This window comes from Blastopirellula marina DSM 3645 (assembly GCF_000153105.1).
Taxonomy (GTDB): Bacteria; Planctomycetota; Planctomycetia; order Pirellulales; family Pirellulaceae; genus Blastopirellula; species Blastopirellula marina.
Genome location: NZ_CH672376.1, coordinates 3,807,172 through 3,823,161 on the forward strand (window position 1 = coordinate 3,807,172; position 15,990 = coordinate 3,823,161).

The 15,990-nt window shown below is 56.5% G+C and carries 15 protein-coding genes and 1 pseudogene; 12 read left to right on the forward strand and 4 right to left on the reverse strand.

The window, feature by feature from the left end; genetic code table 11:
* Positions 1 to 79 precede the first annotated feature (79 nt).
* The 7 genes from DSM3645_RS17130 (at position 80) to DSM3645_RS17155 (ending at position 7,430) form a co-directional block, all read left to right on the forward strand.
* Positions 80 to 1,918, forward strand: a complete 1,839-nt coding sequence (locus DSM3645_RS17130; protein WP_002653517.1) for a DUF4209 domain-containing protein — start codon at positions 80 to 82, stop codon at positions 1,916 to 1,918.
* The gene (locus DSM3645_RS28550; RefSeq protein WP_002653518.1) at positions 1,905 to 2,510 is read left to right on the forward strand and encodes a hypothetical protein; all 606 of its coding nucleotides are present in this window, start codon (positions 1,905 to 1,907) and stop codon (positions 2,508 to 2,510) included. Before DSM3645_RS17130 ends, DSM3645_RS28550 begins: the two co-directional genes overlap by 14 nt.
* A gap of 220 nt (positions 2,511 to 2,730) precedes the next feature.
* The gene (gene tnpA, locus DSM3645_RS17140; RefSeq protein ID WP_131282648.1) at positions 2,731 to 3,660 is read left to right on the forward strand and encodes an IS66 family insertion sequence element accessory protein TnpA; all 930 of its coding nucleotides are present in this window, start codon (positions 2,731 to 2,733) and stop codon (positions 3,658 to 3,660) included.
* Positions 3,654 to 4,043, forward strand: a complete 390-nt coding sequence (tnpB, locus tag DSM3645_RS17145) for an IS66 family insertion sequence element accessory protein TnpB (RefSeq protein WP_002653520.1) — start codon at positions 3,654 to 3,656, stop codon at positions 4,041 to 4,043. The genes tnpA and tnpB overlap by 7 nt, the downstream gene beginning before the upstream one ends.
* 33 nt (positions 4,044 to 4,076) lie before the next feature.
* Positions 4,077 to 5,762, forward strand: a complete 1,686-nt coding sequence (locus DSM3645_RS17150) for an IS66-like element ISBlma9 family transposase (RefSeq protein ID WP_002653521.1) — start codon at positions 4,077 to 4,079, stop codon at positions 5,760 to 5,762.
* A gap of 67 nt (positions 5,763 to 5,829) precedes the next feature.
* Entirely contained in the window at positions 5,830 to 6,261 is a 432-nt protein-coding gene (locus DSM3645_RS30495; RefSeq protein WP_154657810.1) for a hypothetical protein, read from the forward strand.
* A gap of 38 nt (positions 6,262 to 6,299) precedes the next feature.
* The gene (locus tag DSM3645_RS17155) at positions 6,300 to 7,430 is read left to right on the forward strand and encodes an ISAs1-like element ISBlma8 family transposase (RefSeq protein ID WP_002652115.1); all 1,131 of its coding nucleotides are present in this window, start codon (positions 6,300 to 6,302) and stop codon (positions 7,428 to 7,430) included.
* A gap of 148 nt (positions 7,431 to 7,578) precedes the next feature.
* Here the strand turns inward: DSM3645_RS17155 and DSM3645_RS28555 are convergent, their stop codons facing one another.
* Both DSM3645_RS28555 and DSM3645_RS17160 read right to left on the reverse strand, forming a co-directional pair.
* A complete protein-coding gene (locus tag DSM3645_RS28555; RefSeq protein WP_131282650.1) occupies positions 7,579 to 7,845 on the reverse strand; it encodes a hypothetical protein in 267 nt (88 codons plus the stop codon).
* Positions 7,846 to 7,863: 18 nt separating this feature from the next.
* Positions 7,864 to 8,985, reverse strand: coding sequence for a transposase (locus DSM3645_RS17160; protein WP_237564838.1), 1,122 nt, complete (start codon positions 8,983 to 8,985; stop codon positions 7,864 to 7,866).
* A 471-nt stretch (positions 8,986 to 9,456) separates the two neighbouring features.
* Here DSM3645_RS17160 and DSM3645_RS17165 point away from each other — a divergent pair.
* Positions 9,457 to 10,166 (forward strand): annotated as a pseudogene (locus DSM3645_RS17165) (IS701 family transposase).
* 183 nt (positions 10,167 to 10,349) lie between these two features.
* Complete coding sequence (locus tag DSM3645_RS17175; protein ID WP_002653528.1) at positions 10,350 to 10,886, forward strand: hypothetical protein; 537 nt, start codon at positions 10,350 to 10,352, stop codon at positions 10,884 to 10,886.
* Between the two features lie 223 nt (positions 10,887 to 11,109).
* Here DSM3645_RS17175 and DSM3645_RS17180 read toward each other — a convergent pair whose 3' ends face one another.
* Entirely contained in the window at positions 11,110 to 12,381 is a 1,272-nt protein-coding gene (locus tag DSM3645_RS17180; RefSeq protein ID WP_002653529.1) for an IS701 family transposase, read from the reverse strand.
* Positions 12,382 to 12,682: 301 nt separating this feature from the next.
* Entirely contained in the window at positions 12,683 to 13,543 is an 861-nt protein-coding gene (locus tag DSM3645_RS17185) for a PEP-CTERM sorting domain-containing protein (RefSeq protein ID WP_237564839.1), read from the reverse strand.
* 162 nt (positions 13,544 to 13,705) lie between these two features.
* Here DSM3645_RS17185 and DSM3645_RS17190 point away from each other — a divergent pair, with 162 nt between their 5' ends.
* The 3 genes from DSM3645_RS17190 to DSM3645_RS30975 all read left to right on the forward strand — a co-directional run bounded on the left by DSM3645_RS17190 (position 13,706) and on the right by DSM3645_RS30975 (position 15,952).
* Complete coding sequence (locus tag DSM3645_RS17190; RefSeq protein WP_131282654.1) at positions 13,706 to 14,590, forward strand: PEP-CTERM sorting domain-containing protein; 885 nt, start codon at positions 13,706 to 13,708, stop codon at positions 14,588 to 14,590.
* Between the two features lie 739 nt (positions 14,591 to 15,329).
* Positions 15,330 to 15,578, forward strand: coding sequence for a hypothetical protein (locus tag DSM3645_RS30970; RefSeq protein ID WP_002653532.1), 249 nt, complete (start codon positions 15,330 to 15,332; stop codon positions 15,576 to 15,578).
* Positions 15,566 to 15,952: a reverse transcriptase domain-containing protein gene (locus tag DSM3645_RS30975; RefSeq protein ID WP_002653533.1), complete on the forward strand. Its 387-nt coding sequence runs from the start codon at positions 15,566 to 15,568 to the stop codon at positions 15,950 to 15,952. The genes DSM3645_RS30970 and DSM3645_RS30975 overlap by 13 nt, the downstream gene beginning before the upstream one ends.
* The last annotated feature ends 38 nt before the right edge of the window (positions 15,953 to 15,990 follow it).

Consider the following 15,990-nt stretch of genomic DNA (forward strand, 5'->3'; position numbering starts at 1 on the left):
CCAATGCTATACCTGCAATCCCACACCTGTCTCCCAAGACAGCTAGGTGAAGTTCACGGTGTAGCATTAGGGGGACATTATGAGCGCGGAATTTGCAGAACTCGATACACCGTCGTGGGTCTCGGCCATCCTCGATCAGTTTGAAAAGGCGAAGTTCTTTGACGAGACCGACGTGGCAGGACAAATCTATGCCGCAGCCAAAGAAATCGAGTCTCCGACGGCGGAGGAGAAGAAGGCCGCGGACGCAGAGTGCTGGGCGTTCAATTTCTACCCCCAGGCGCCCCACGAACTTAGCGAGTGGAAGACCCACTTCGGACCAGCGGTCGTGATGGGTGACTTCCGCAACCCCGACCTCGCGTGGATCGACCAAGCGGTTGTGAAGTATTGGGAAAAGCGGATGGCGGTCGCGAAGCATCCCTTACTCCGCGCCCGGTATGCCGGCCTCGTTTGGGATTTGTCGAAGGTGGCGTGTTCACTGAAGGCCCCCATCGACGCGGCGAGGATCACCATCGACGGCTATGTGGCAGCGGCCGCGCTCGCGGACTCGGACAGCGCCATGCAGGCCTCTGACCGCTTGGAGCGCGGCATTCAGCTCGCGGTGAGCATTCGCGACACGCCAAGGGCCGAGCAAGCACGCGATGCGTTGGTGGACCTGTTCACCCGCGTAAATGAGACCTGGGGCTGGGTGACGCTGTACGACTTCTTCGAGGATTCACCCAAAATCAAGCTCACGGACGCCCAACGGGACGCGGTAGTCGCGGGACTCGAAGCCCATGTCACCGAGGTCGCCGGAAAGCCGGAAGGCATCGATCCGGGCGGGTCACTTCATGTCGCAGCCAGGCTCGTGAGGCACTACCAGCGACTGAGCCGTCAACCGGATGCCGACCGGGTTGTGCTCGCCTGCGGGAAAGCGGCAGAACGCTTCGCGGCGACAGTGGATCACACCAGGGCCTATTTCTGGCTGGACCAGGTCTTCAGGTTCTACCGCATCAACGGTCTCGACGCTGAGGCCGAGCTAGTACAGATGAAGGCGCGTCGGCGGGGCGAGCAGGCGCGAGGCGAGGCGAAGCCCATATCAGCTGATGTGGAAGTGCCACCCGACGAGTTGGAAAAGTTCCTGACCGAACTGACCGATGGTGGACTCGATACTGCGCTTCAGAGCATCGCCGGACACTTCGTGCCCCACCTCGACACCCTGCGTGACCGGCTCAAGCGGTTCCGAAAAGAGTTCCCGATGGGAACAATGTGGCCGATCGCCAAGATGGCCGAGGGCCAGATGGTGGGTCAGATCGGCTCTATCGACGCAGACCCGGACGGTGCTCTGCTGAACGCTGTTGCCGACGAAATCCGGCATGGCAAGTTCTTCCTTGAGAAGTCACTCGACCGCCTGAGGGAACGGTACTCTATAACGGCCGACCAGATTGTCGATTTCCTTTTCGAGTCGGTCGCCTTCACGATGGGCTTCCGCAGCATCATCCACCAGGGCGTCGAAGCATACCTCGCCGGAGACCACCCGAAGGCGATCAGCCTGCTCGTGCCGCAGATCGAAAACGGACTCCGATTCCTCTTGCCGCTGGTCGGCCGCCCGCCGAACAAGCCAAAGCGGGGCAACCAGCCGGGGATGACAGAGAAGACACTGACCGACATCCTGGAGTACGAACCGGCCATCAAGGAAAAGTTCGGGGAGGACGCCCACCTGTATATGGTCGCGTTCCTCGCCGACTCAAGAGGCTTGAACATCCGCAATCGGATGTGCCACGGCCTGATGATGGAGGAGGACTTTAACCGCTGGGTGAGCGACCGGGTTCTGCACACGATGCTTCTGCTGGGGATGTGCAGGCGGAAGAAGGCGCCTGCTGCGACGCCCCCCGAAGCGAAGAATTTCGAGGAGTCAGGAGGCAATCATGGCGAAGGCTAGCCCCAAACCACCCGAATACAATGGGTACTACAAGGATCATCGCCTCACAATCGCTGAGGCCAGGAAGAAGGTTGTGAAGGCTCTCGCAGAGCTGTTCGCCAAGGACGCAATACTGCTGACGCTCAACGTCACCGAGCAATGCATCGTCCATAAGTTTGCGAAATACCTAGCCCCGCGATTTCGCGAACTTCACGTTGATGTAGAGTACAACGGTTGGGGTGATCGCCACCCGAAGTATCTCTGGAGGATCGAAGATGAGATCGATAAGCGGAAGCTTGCCAGGAAAGAAGCTTATCCCGATGTCCTCATACACTGGCGACGTTACCCGGTCAACGTACTTGTCGTGGAGGTGAAGAAGACATCGAACACCGATGCCGACGCACGCGACATTGACCAATTCAAGCTTTCTTCCTTCACGGCACCGAAATTACCGAATGACGAGACGTTCCACTACCAAGTCGGCTTGTTCTTGGACATCCTGACCGGTCGCCACATCAAGGATAAACTGCTGGCCAAGGCGACCTGGTATGTCGATGGAGAGATTAAGGTGAATGAAGAGGAACTTTGCCCAACGCGCTACGATGGCCCTTGATTGCTTCAAACGCGAAGTTGCGCCAGCGGTCGACTGATGCATTCTCTGCATCGAAACTGATGATGCCAGTCGTATCGGTCTAGATCAGCTAAAACGAAATTATGTGTGTCTTCGCGCTCAGAAATGACGATAGTCGGATTGATTTCAGTCAGGGCCTCCCAAATAGGAATTCTGCGGTGTAGAGTTATATAGAGAATTTCGTCATATTGGGGAGATGACGGTGACCATAAACCAATCGCAACTAACGCGGCTGAATGAGTCAGCTCGTACCGTATATGGAAAAGACGTCGTCAAATTCCTGTGTCCAATTGAGCTGGAAGACACAAAAGATGCACGGCTTTGCAACGGTCATATCCTGAACGAAGCGATATCAGACGTTTCCCGGAAAACAGTTGTCCAATGCAGCAAAATAGATTCGTACTTCGGCAGCAAGATTGAACCCGAGCTAATCTTCCTCCTTGCCCTACGGAGTCTCCCTGGCATCGATCTGAACATGCTATTTAGGCGGTCAGGCCCATTTCAAGTGATTGACCGCAATGGCTTACCTGTAGAAGCATTCTTTGGCAGTAAGAAGACCGCAAACTTCCAACGGCTAGAGTTACACGGTTCCAACGGTTCCTTTGAGATCGTGCACGTTCGTGAGCCTCGTTTCGATAATGACGACAAGAATGCAGTGGTTCGAAAGTCCACTATAATTCCAGATGGAGGTAACCGTCCGCCCAACCCCATCTTCCCACCCATGCTACCCTGGCGTCATCACAGGCGTTTCTGGGGGCGAGGGAGAATTGATATGGCGAGCAGCAAGGGGCCGCGGCGGGATGTTGCGAAGGAGCGGCGGTGGCGGGAGTTGTTTTCTGGCCACGCGAAGAGCGGGCTGTCGGTGCGGGCGTTTTGTTTGCAGCGGGGCGTTTCCGAGGCTTCTTTCTATGCTTGGAAGCGGGAGTTGGCTCGGCGGGATGATGAAGCGGGCGGTGCGTCGCCGCGGTTTGTGGAAGTGATGGTTGGGGATGGCGCGGCGTCGGCGGAGAAGCTCTCAATGAGCGCGCCGCTGCAAATTCATCTCGCCGGCGTGCGCATCGAAGTGCCGGCCGGCTTTGATGCGGAGACGCTCAAGGCGGCGATCGCAGTGTTGCGAGCCGTCGCATGTTGAGCGTCCCCGGCTCGCTGAAAATTTTTATCGCCGTCGAGGCGGTCGACTTTCGTAAGAGTCATGATGGCCTGGCCGCGATCGTCGAGCAGGCGATCGGCGAAGATCTGTTCGGCGGCGGCCTGTTCGTCTTCACCAACAAGCGGCGCGATCGGCTGAAAATTTTGTATTGGGATAGCGACGGCTTGGCGCTCTGGTATAAACGTCTGGAGGCAGGGACGTTTCGCCTGCCGCGGGCGAACAATGACGCGACGCGACTTGAAATCTCGGCGGCCGATTTGAATTTGATTCTCTCGGGCATTGAGCTTTCGAGCGTCAAACGCCGCAAGCGTTATCGTCGCCCGGAACCGGCCAAAAATCCTTCTGAACAAACGCCCGTTGCGTGAGTCTTTTTTCTCTCGTGCGGCGTTTCTAAAAACATGAGCACGGACGCATTATCTCAGCTTTCGCGCGAAGAGTTGATCGCGCTGGCGGAACGCGAACGCGAAACGTTCGCCTTGCAAGCGGAATCGCAAGCCGAAACGATTCGGCGACTTGAGCAGCAGCAAGAAACGCTCGCTACAAAGCTTGAATTACAAACGCAGACGATTCAAGAACTGCAGCGAAAGCGCGAGCAGTTGGAGCATCGCCTGGCGTTAGCTTTAAAGCAACTCTACGGCCAACGCCGCGAGCGATTCGTCAGTCCCGATCAGTTGATGCTGTTCAGCGTCGAAGATATTGAACAACTCGCGCAAGAGGCGGAAGCGGAGCTGCGCGCGCAGCAGCAAGAAAAACTTCTTGCGCGCCGCCGCGGCAAAAAGCAAGTCGGGCATGGGCGTCGCCCGTTGCCGGAGCATCTGCCGCGGGAGGTGATTCGCCACGAGCTTTCGGCGGAGGAAAGAAGTTGTCCGTGCTGCGGCGAAGCGCGCGCGGAGATCGGCTGCGAGTCGAGCGAGCAGCTGGAGTTTATTCCGGCGTCGTTCAAAGTTCTGGTTCATGAGCGGGTGAAATACGCCTGTCGGGCGTGCCAGGAAAACGTTGCGATCGCGCCGCCAGCAAGCAAGCCGATCGAAAAAGGACTGCCGGGCCCGGGCCTCTTGGCGCAAACGGTTCTCTCCAAATATGGCGATCACTTGCCGCTGTATCGGCAAGAAGATATCGTCGCGCGAAGCGGAATTGTGCTGCGGCGCAGCACGCTCTGCGATTGGATCGCGGCGGCGGCCGTCCTCTTGACGCCGCTCTATCGGCGGATGTGCGAGCTCGTTTTAGCTTCGCGCGTGCTGTATACCGACGACACGACGGTGAGCCTGCTCGATCCGCTGGCCTGCAAAGCGAAGCAGGCGCGCTTCTGGGCGTACCTTGGCGACGACCAGCACCCGCACGTTGTTTATGATTTTACCGAGAGTCGAAAACGGGATGGCCCGGCGAAATTTTTGACAGGCTTCGCAGGTTACTTGCACGCCGACGCGTACGGCGGCTACGACGGAATTTACGCGGGCGGCGGCGCGATCGAAGTCGCCTGTTGGGCGCACGCGCGCAGAAAATGGTTCGAGGCGCGAAAGACCGATCCCGCGCGAGCGCACCATGCTCTGGCGCTGATCCAAAAGTTGTATCACATCGAGCGCGACGCCAGACGCGCAAGCGACGAAGAGCGTCATGCCGCGCGACAAGAACATTCGCTGCCGATCCTGGCGGAATTCAAAACCTGGCTCGACGCCGAGCGCGAACAGCTGCTGCCGAAAAGCCCAATCGGCCAGGCCGCGACCTACACGTTCAACCAATGGACGGCGCTGACGCGCTACTGCGAATCGGGCGAACTAAAAATCGACAACAACGCCGCCGAACGAACGATGCGCCCGGTGGCGATCGGCCGAAAAAACTGGCTCTTCGTCGCCAGCCGAACGGGAGGCGAGCGCGCTGCAGTCTTAATGAGCGTCGTGCAAACTTGCAAACGGAATCAGGTCGAACCGTGGGCCTACCTCCGCGACGTCTTCGAGCAACTGCCAAGCCTGGGCGAAAATCCAACCCGCGAAAACCTCGACCAACTCCTGCCCAACCAATGGCTGAAAGCCAACCCGAACCATGTCTGGCGGATCCAACAACTGCGCGAGCAAGACGATGCGTAGTTGAAGCGTTGAATGGAATCCGGCGCGGAACGCGAGGGGGTGTAGTTGGCCGGACGGTTACGATGGAGTGATCGACGGTTCGTTGCTGAAAGCGGCCTTTTTGGCCCGATTTGAAATGGAGGGTTATGAATTCGTAAAACATCCATCGACGGAATGCGTTCGATTGGCTCTACGCGACTTCTTTCGAAACGGAGGCACAAAAGAAAATGCGAAAGAATATTTCGGCCCCTTTGCTGGCTGTGCCAATACGGCAACCCCTGACAAGCGATTTGGCGATACGTTACTTGACCGAAGGGTCGTGATCCACTCGACGAGGTATGGTAACGATGAGATAGATTTCGCGATTACTTGTCTATTCACTGTGGGGAACGATCTAATCACTGTCGCTCTTCCACATCACAACGGTATCGGCGATCCTGAATACGCACGGCGATTGCGCCATGATGGGCAACCTGCGACAATCCGGCAAGTGCGTCTTGGCGGTTTCGTGATTGCTTGATCGCGGCCAAGCGTTTGTCTTGCCGAGAGTTGTTCAGCATGTCGTCTTCATCGCGCGCTTCGATTCAAGAACACTTCGCCGATCTGACGGATCCGCGGACTCGCAAGGTAACTTATCCGCTAGTCAACATCGTCACGATGTCGCTCTGTGCGGTGCTAGGTGGAGCAGATGATTTCGTTGCGATCACTGACTGGGCCGAAGACAAGAAAGAGTGGCTTTCGCAGTTCCTCGACATGAGCACCGGCGTTCCTTCGCATGATCGCTTCAACGCGATTCTCGGCGCTTTGAAGCCGGCTGAATTTGAGAAGTGTTTGCTTAGCTGGATCACTTCGTTGCAAGAGATTACCGATGGGCAGATTATCGCGATCGACGGCAAAACTTTGCGGCGCAGCTTTGACGCCGCCAGCAGCAAGGCCGCGATTCATATGGTCAGCGCCTGGGCGACCGCCAATCATGTGAGTCTCGGGCAAGTCGCGACTGACGCGAAGAGTAATGAGATCACGGCGATTCCGAAATTGCTCGAAATCATCGAGGTTTCCGGCTGTTTGGTGACGATCGACGCGATGGGTTGTCAGAAAGAGATCGCCGCCAAGATCGTTAACGCAGGCGGTGATTACTGTCTGGCGATTAAAGGGAATCAGCGTTATCTGCATCAAGCGATTCGCGATCACTTCGCCGCTGCGATGGAAATCGACTTTGCGAAAATGAAAGTTCACCGCCACGAGACGCACGAGAAAGGGCATGGCCGCGAAGAGTCGCGTTACTACTATCTCTGTCCAATCGACGCCGATGATTTTCCGTACGCCTCGCGTTGGACGAAGCTGAAGGCGATCGGAATGACGATCAATATCGTCAAGCAAAACGGCAAAGAGACGAGTGAAGTACGCTACTACATCGTGAGCAAATATCTCACCGGCAAACGCTTCGCCGAAGCGGTCCGAGGGCACTGGAGCATTGAGAATTCGCTCCACTGGCAACTCGACGTAACGTTCGGCGAAGACCAAAGTCGAATCCGCAAAGGCCACGCCGACGTCAACTTCAGTCTGCTAAGAAGAACAAGCCTGAGCTTGTTGAAGAACAACAAAACGGCGAAGGTGGGCGTGAAGAACAAGCGGCTAAAAGCTGGAAGGAACGACGCCTACTTGTTGGAAGTGTTGCTGGGGACGTGATTTATGGTGCGATCGCCGTGCCTGAATACGCGAGCAGATACTATAAAATGCATCTTAAGAAAAGCGATTTTCTGAACTTTGCTCGCCTTGCAGAATATACGAGCAACGGTTTCGAAACGGTGGAACGCATTAACTTTCAACACGGGACCTAGCAGCCCGTTGAAAAAGCCGCCGTTTCTATCGGATGGTGATTGGCTGGCGAGAGAATGCGTGAGTGATCGAGTTCGCTTTTTTTGTACGGCTCAGGCTGAACGAGTCTTCGCAGGCATTTCTCGACAAGAATCAGGGCAAGATAGAGAGCCGAAAAAAGCCTGGCGAGATCCTGCAGGCTGCGTGCCGTGCCGATTCCGAAGACCGTGCGCAGGATCAGCCCCAGGTTGCGCGCGGCAGCTTGGATCGTCCAGCGTTTTCTCACCTTCTCGATCCCTCGCAATCAGGCTCTGCGGCCGCCGCCGGTCTCGCAGGTGTGTGCGAAGGTTCGCTCGGTCAGTTCGCTGCGTTTGCGTTGCAGACGCTTTCCTTTGTTGCGCCGCGTTCGTCGGCGGTTGGCGTAAACTGCTTGCTGAAACTCTGGCGGTTTGTCATGCCAACGCAATCGTTGCGGACGTTTCGGTTCGGCGACATACGTTCGCAGGCCGAGCGACTGGGCCAGCTCCAACGTCTCCGCCGCGTGATAACCTTTGTCGGCTGCAACTTCTTCGATGTTCGCCGCCAACTTCGCTTCGTTCAGATGCGTCTGCGCGGCGACCACGCTGTCGACCAGCGTTTGCGAATCGGACTGATCGGCGTGATAAATCTCCGCCGCCAGCACCAAGTCGGTCTGCAGATCGACCACATGCTCCGCCTTGTAAGCGAGATGCGTCGTACCGTCTTTCATCTTCGTAATGCGGCTGTCGCCATCGGTCTTCGATTGCCAATCGGCGTTGGAAACCTTCTTGTTTTTCCGCTTCTGATCGAAGCGACGCAGTTCGTCGTCGGTCGGTTCATCCTCATCATCGATGACGCCCTCTTCCCGCATCAGCCGCGTCACATACGCTTTCCAGTCTTCGCCCGTATCGCGACGAATGATCGACTTCATCGCCGCGTTCGCTTCGAGCGTGGTCGAGTCGACCGCGACTTGCTTGCCGCTCAGCAACTTCTTTTCGGCGGCAATTTGCAGCACGAGCTGAAAGACGCTCAAGTGAATTTCTAGCGGCAGGCGATTGCGAATCTTGGTCAAGCTCGAATGATCGGGCGACGCTTCGGTCGGCGCGAGCCCCAGAAATTCTCGCAGGCTCAAGCTGTCGGCGCATCGCCAGGCGATGCCGCGCTGCGAGCCGATCCCTTCAAAATAGCCGAACAGCAGCATGCGAAAGTAAACGCCCGGCGGCAAACTCGGCCGCCCGCGTCCTGCGGCGTAGTGCGGCCGGCAAAGCTCTTCCAACTGCGCATCAAACCGGGCTTCCGCCAGCAGCTGATTCAACTTTTTGTAAAACACATGTCCCGGCGACTTCGGCAAATCGGTCGAGGCGACCCAAGCCGCCTGAGTTTCCGAAGCCCGCTTTCCTAAAGCCATCATCCATCCTTTGCAATGGGAAGACCTTGTCGGAGAATAGCGGGGGCGTGGGGGTTTTTCAACGGGCTGCTAGGGGTTGAAAGAGAAAGTTGTCTCCCTCAAGCCTTCGAGGATTGCCGGCAGAAGTCAAATTTTAGTTTTCTGACAGTGCCTAACTGGACAGCGCCACTTTGAATCAGGCTAGCACGATTAAGTGCTTATTGGAAAATCGCTTACATTCACGACGTCCGAATTCAGACTGAAACCTAATGGTTTTATTGCAACTCGAGGCAAGTTAATGAGTTAACTATGCTGTCATCGCCCACAATGGCGCTGTCTAGGCGTCTCGCGCGTAACCTGTGCCCTCAACGCTATTTATTGCGATTGACACGGGCGCCAAAAAGAAACGACCCTCCGTGTGCTTTACGTTTCATGACGAAACCACGGAAGGTCGCTCCTATGTCGCTTCAGGATATCGCATCGCTCGGAAAGATGCTTGCCCAATTTCTCTCACTTTTCGCCACCTGTTTTCACGGCCGTAAAGGCCGGCGTCTGCTGTTGGCGTATGTTCGCGGATTGCTTTCGGATCTTCCGCGGAAGAACGCCGAGGCGATCGCCCTGAAGCAAGGCGTCGCCCCCCGAACGCTGCAACGGTTCCTCGAGTCGATCCAATGGGACCACGACGAAGTGCTCCGGCGCTCACAGCGGTTGGTCGCGACCGAACATGCCGACAAAGAGGCCATCGGCGTGATCGACGAGACCGGGACGGCCAAGAGCGGCAGCCATACGGTCGGCGTGAAACGCCAATACAACGGCAACCGCGGCAAGATTGAAAACGCCGTGGTCGCGGTCGCCTTGTCCTACGCGGCCGAGACGTTCTCTTGTCTGATCGCCGCCGAGATGTACCTGCCGCTGGAATGGGCGAGCGACCTGGCGCGTCGAAAAAAAACTACGTTCCGGAGGAGATTGAGTTTCTGACCAAGCCGCAACTCGCGCTGAAGCTCATCGATCAATCGGCCGAGCAAGGCGTCGAGGTGAAAGCCTGGACATTCGATGAGAATTACGGGCGAGATGGAAAATTTCTCGACGGCCTTGATGAACGTAAATTGACCTTCGTCGGTGAGGTCCCGCCGAAGTTCCACGTTTGGCTGAGTAAGCCGAATTTGCGGCAAAAACCGGCTCGAAACAAGGTTGGCCGGTAGAAGATTTATCCGCGTCTGAGACGCCGGGACCGAGTCGGCAAAGAGGTTCAAAACCTGGCGAAGCACTCACCCGACTTCGCGAAACAGAAACCGCAGCGTTATCGGATTAGCGATACGCAGAAAGGTCCCGAAGTCTGAGAAGTTCGCTGGCATGAATGCTATCGCAAGACTCACACGGACAAGTTGGCCAGTTCGGCCTGCACGCTGATCGTTGCCAAGCACGTTCGCACCGGCGAAGTGAAGTACTTCCTCAGCAACCGAGTCCCGGGCCGCAGTGGCTGGTCGCTCCGCTCTCTGCTGCGGGTGGCGTTTGGGCGCTGGAAAGTGAAGGCCTGTTTTCGGGAGGCGAAAGAGGAACTTGGCTGGGGCCACTTTGAGTGTCGCGGCTGGGGCTGCGTTCACCGTCACTTGATCGTGACGATTCTCAGCCAGTTATTCTGTGCTCGAGTCCGACATCGGTACTGCAAAAGTGAAGTCGTCACGGACGCCGAACGTTTGACCTTGGAGCAGGTCCGCCGAGCCGCCGATACGTACGTTCGATCCATCGGTCTACCGCCGAAAGTACGCAAGCAACAGCACCAAGCGGAGTTGGCCCGCATGCAATATCATCAAAGGCGAAACGCAGCAGCCAGCCGAAGCCACCAAAAAACGCGACAGGCGGAGTACGAAGCTCTCGGTATCGACCCGGAAAAGATCAAATCCATTCGGCCAAAAGGCTGATGGAGATTGAAAACATAACGTCAAAGTGGCGCTGTCCAGCTAATACTACAGCGCTAGGTTGGCCCCCCAGCGGCAGCGTTCGATTTCCGTTAGTCTAATGCCTTTTTTCCATAGTTTCCTGCGAGTTCGCTTTGTATGACTTTTGCGGGCCTGGGCGTTGCGTTGTTGGCGGTATTGGATCGTGGCCGCGACGTGGTCCAGCAGGGCTGTCGAGGCGCGGTCGTTAAGCCACCAACTCTGCACCAACGCCGAGACCGCCTCGTGCACTTGATAGATCGTCACTTCTGGATTTTTTTTCCCGTAACTTGGCTCGCATGCGAGCCAGGAACAAGTAGCTGACGCTGGACAAGATCAGATGACGCTTGAGCCCCAGATAACGCCGCCCTTCCCAGGCGTCGAGACCGATGTCTTGTTTCTGATCTTGGAAGCAACGTTCGACTCGCCACCGCGAGAAGGCCACCAAGAGCAGCGTCGTCACCGGCGTCTTTTCCGGAGCATTGCTAAAGAAGTATTTCACTTCCGCTTCGTTGAGTATGTTGCGAGCGACGAGCAAGTGCAACCGCTCGTCCGGCAGGCCCTGCTTGGTAGGACGAATCAGCATCGCATGCTTTACTTCCCACACCATCGGGCCTTTCTCGCCGTCCTTGATGCGATATTTTTTCCACGCTTGGTCGCGCAACTTGGGATGATCGTTCAACAATTCGTCGATCCGCTGAGGGCGCGGACTATTTTTGGTCAACCGCGGAATACGAGCCGGCCTGCCCGTTCGCTGGCTGCGCCGGGAAGTGACCTTGGGAGGCGTCAGCCAGCCGGTCATCGTCACGGGGACTTCGGCCACGTATTTCTGCCTTCGCTCGCTCAAAGCCCGCAAAAACGGGCCTTTCGAGCCATAACCCTCGTCGAACGTGAGCCACTCAAATGCGATTCCGTTCGCGATCGCCCGGTCATATTGTTCCAAGGCGATTTCCCACTTGGAGCGATAAGTCATCTCATCGGGTATCCCCGCTTCCTGGCATCGCGCTCGATCCTCGGCCCAGCTTTCCGGCAGGAACAGCTCGCCGTCGAGCAGGCAATGAAAGTCGTTCGCCGCATAGGCCAGATGAACCGTCACAATGCAGTTCTCCGTCTTGCCTGCGCAGCCGCACCATTGCCGCTGCACGCCTGGCGTCTTGATCCCTTTCTTCACGTCGCTCGTCTCGTCGATGATCCCGATCGAGTGAGAACTCGCATGTTCGGCGGCGACCATTGTTTGCAAGCGAGTTCGCAAGGCGTCTTCATCCCAGCGAAGCTGGCTCAAAAACTCTTGCAGCGTTCGCACCGGCACGCCCGCCGCCAAGGCAATCGGCTCGGCGCTCTTTCGCGGCAGATCGGAAAGCTGCCCTTCGACGTAAACAGGCAAATGCGCCCGGGTATCCTTGCGGGAAAAGCAATCCGCAAAGCGGTTCAAGTAACGTGTCAGCTCCGGCTTCATCCGACGAATCTCACGAGCATCCATGGCAGCACCTCCGTGTGCGAAATTGACGCTTTGAGTTTGACGGATCGGGCGGAATTTACCAAGATCGACCTAGCGCTGTAGTACTAATAACACCAAGTGAACTTGTCAAGATTCAGTCCGCAAAGATCGCCCAAATTTTCTTTCAGCTACCAATGCTTAATTTTGCCACACTCCCGCGCCATTCAACGATTGGGAAATATTTCACCTCCGCTTTCGTAAACAAAACAAGTGCGTTTTCAGGAACCTTATCGATTCCTGAAAACGCTGCAAGAGTCGCGCGACGTAAATTGCCTCTTTGCAACTATGCCACGGAACTGATCGACGCGAAACGGCGGCGTAAGTAAAACGCCGCAGCCGGGAGAGCACCTAGTAGAATCGCCAACGTCCCAGGCTCGGGCGTGGCGGCTGTCTGAACAACGTCCGATTGGTCCAGCTGCATCGAGTAAATCGACGAGTGCTGCACTCCCGTAAAGCTAACCACAAAGCTGGTGATCGGATTTGTGATTGAACTGAGATCCCATCCAAACAGATAGCTATTGTTGAAAGACGGATCTCCCCCGAAGACGGCCCCTGGGACTTGACTCAGAAGAAGGCTTTCGCCCGCGACCAAAGCTTGCGATCCGCCGTTATAGCTCAGCGTCGGCATTGCATCATTGTAGAAGTCATACCCAAACACTTCGCTAATTTCGATTTGAAACGCAACCGTCGCTAAATTGGCGAGCGGAGTGGAATCCGTCACGGTGAAACCGCCCCCAATAGTATTGGGCGTGAGCGACATACCGCTGGAATAAACACCAGAAGTCGGCGAGGTGCCTGGGTAGGCGGCGCCGGAGACCTTGATAAAGCTTGAGTCGCCGTCGTCGGAGACGATCGGCCCCGTCCAAGGCGCCGAGCCCGGATAGCTCGAAATCCCTGGGTTATTAATGTTATTTAATTGCGTCCATTGATCAAATTGCGTATTTCCTACCAAGTTCAAATCGATGGGAGCAGCGAAAACATTTGCCGCAAACAAGCTGACGACGAACGTCGCGGCCAGCCCTGTCCGCAGTCTCCAATTCTTCCAATACATTCTGTGGAATCTCCAAGTAGCTAGGAATTGCCTGGCATGGTTCGGGCGCCGCTCGTGACGCACAGCCCAAACTAGAAAAAAAGTGATAAACAAGATGCAAAACAGTTCGGTGCTGGCTGGCGATAGAATTTGCGGGCTGGCTTGAATCTCAGTAAGTCGCTTCCTCCTTTCGATAGAACCGATTGATGAAAATTTCCGTGTGGCAAAGCGCGCTGGATGGCACTCATTTTTCTAGGATCATCTTAAGATAAGGGGTTGATAGCGAATATTCCAGATGATAATTTAATTGAGTCTCAATTGTCACGATTGAGCACGTTAGCAAGCCTCCAGACCCTTTCTGGGTCCGCCCGCCAAGTGCAAAATCCTACCCTTTTTGCTCTCTCTTGGAGGTTATTGAAAATGCGAAGTTTTCGTGCAATGGCGGGTCATCTCCTTTCCTGGAAATTCGGGGCAGCTTGCGCTGCTGCGTGCGCACTGTCGATGGGATCGTCGGCCCAGGCCGCACTCGTCTCGAACGGATTGACCGGCAACACAGAATTTGACGGCTGGGTCGATCTGAAAGCAGGAACGCTCACCACCGCGGACCTAACGTCGGGTTTTGGATCGAATGAGTCCGGTTCGGGCGACGGCGTGCTGACGCGCACTAGCGGGTCGCATTATCCCGCCGGAAGCAGCCTTTATTCGTTTTCAGGCAACTCGACGTTCGAAGTGTCGGACACTTCCGCTCTCTCTGACGTCAACACAGTAGTTTTCTCGATTTTGAGCTGGCCGAACGGCGAAAGTGCAATGAGTATCGCCCCGACGTTGAACTTCAACGGCGGTACGCAAGCGATCGCGGCGGATTACCTCGGGACTCAATCCTACGGGACGATTGACTTTGGCGGCCCAGTCGAAACTATTGCCTACACCTTCCAATGGGATTTGAGTTCGATCGGCGACGTCATCGGTTCCTATGATATCGACTGGGGTCAGATCGTTCATGCTGGCGTGCTTGCGCTGCAACTGGAAAGTAGCGATACCTTCTCGCTGAGTTCGGCGTTGGCCCCAGCCGCCGCGCCGGAGCCGGGTTCGGTCGTCTTAGCTGGCCTCGGAGTTTTAGGGATGGTGGGCGCGTTCCGCCGACGCCGTGCCGAAACCTAAAGTTAACCTGACGGAACATCCCAATTTCGGACTGGTCGGGTCGTCGTAAGACGGCCCGACTTTTTTTGTGTGCCAGGCATGTTTTTCAACTTGAGGGTGCAAGTCCCTTATCCAACCAGATGGAGGTGAAGGATGAGCGAAGCGCAAGGGCGTCGTCGTGAGGCGTGCGTCTGAAGGAAGCGTGGAGCGAATTCGCGGCCTGACGTACAGGAATCGGATAGTAGGCGATGTCGACGGGACGAGCCGCCAATGCACGGCGAAGTCCTCTATCCATCGGAAATCGACGTCGTAGATCCGGCGGGCGTGCGAAGACAGTTGATGAACTTACCCTGGGAGATCTGGCGTGCGTCCAAGAGGAATCGCCTTGTTTGCGACGACTTGGACTGGCCGGTTCGCAAGAACCGGCGACCGCGCGTCAGAAGTCAGCAGAGAGCATAGTAACCGCGCAAAACCGATCCGCTTGAGCGAGACACCGACCCGAAAGGGCGGAAACGGCCGGGGCTCACAAGATCGTAGCGGCGCGCCGAAGGCTCGAACGGTCCCCCGCGTTAAGCGGGGTAAATGGAGCGGCAAGTAAGCGCGAGAACTCATGAGCGGCAAGCGTCCGAAAAAGGAACGACAATCATCGTTCGCCTTCGCGCGGGAGAGTAGGAGCGAATCTCCGAGGGCCCGTGAGGAAGGGAACGCGCCGCTGACGGCGAACTCGAATGCCGAAAGCCCGACAAGTAGCGACAGGCTGATGGAGTCGATCTGCGACTCGGCGAATCTCGCCGCGGCGATGCGTAAAGTGATCGCCAACGGCGGATCGCCCGGCGTCGACGGGATGCGTGTGAACCAACTCGAAAAGTACTTCGAGCGCCACCGCGACCGAATCGCCGCCGAACTCTTGGCCGGAACGTATCGGCCCCAACCGGTGAAACGAACCGAGATTCCCAAGCCAGACGGCGGAACGCGTAAGCTGGCGTTCCGACGGCGGTGGATCGTCTGATTCAACAGGCGATGCTCTTGGTTCTCTCGCCCCCGTGGGACGCGACGTTTTCGGACTGCAGTTTTGGCTTTCGACCAGGCCGGTCGGCGCACCAAGCGGTGGCCCAAGCCCAGAACTATCTGGAGGAGGGTTACAACTGGGTGGTCGACATGGACCTGGAAAAGTTCTTCGACCGCGTCAACCATGACGTGCTGATGAGCCGCGTGGCGCGACGCGTCGAAGACAAACGAGTGTTGAAGCTGATCCGCGCATTCTTGAACTCGGGAGTGATGATCGACGGACTGACCGAGGCGACTCCGGAAGGAACGCCGCAGGGAGGTCCGTTCACGCCTCCAACGATATTGCAAACAACTGCGGATTCTTGGATAGGCTGATCTCAAGAGCTGCATTGAAAGCGGTGTATGGCGAAGGA

Excerpts from the sequence above, each read along its gene's own strand:
- DSM3645_RS17130 (WP_002653517.1), top strand. The coding sequence starts at position 80 with ATGAGCGCGGAATTTGCAGAACTCGATACACCGTCGTGGGTCTCGGCC.
- DSM3645_RS28550 (WP_002653518.1), top strand. The coding sequence starts at position 1,905 with ATGGCGAAGGCTAGCCCCAAACCACCCGAATACAATGGGTACTACAAG.
- tnpB (WP_002653520.1), top strand. The coding sequence starts at position 3,654 with ATGTTGAGCGTCCCCGGCTCGCTGAAAATTTTTATCGCCGTCGAGGCG.
- DSM3645_RS17150 (WP_002653521.1), top strand. The coding sequence starts at position 4,077 with ATGAGCACGGACGCATTATCTCAGCTTTCGCGCGAAGAGTTGATCGCG.
- DSM3645_RS17155 (WP_002652115.1), top strand. The coding sequence starts at position 6,300 with ATGTCGTCTTCATCGCGCGCTTCGATTCAAGAACACTTCGCCGATCTG.
- DSM3645_RS17160 (WP_237564838.1), bottom strand. The coding sequence starts at position 8,985 with ATGGCTTTAGGAAAGCGGGCTTCGGAAACTCAGGCGGCTTGGGTCGCC.
- DSM3645_RS17180 (WP_002653529.1), bottom strand. The coding sequence starts at position 12,381 with ATGGATGCTCGTGAGATTCGTCGGATGAAGCCGGAGCTGACACGTTAC.
- DSM3645_RS30970 (WP_002653532.1), top strand. The coding sequence starts at position 15,330 with ATGGAGTCGATCTGCGACTCGGCGAATCTCGCCGCGGCGATGCGTAAA.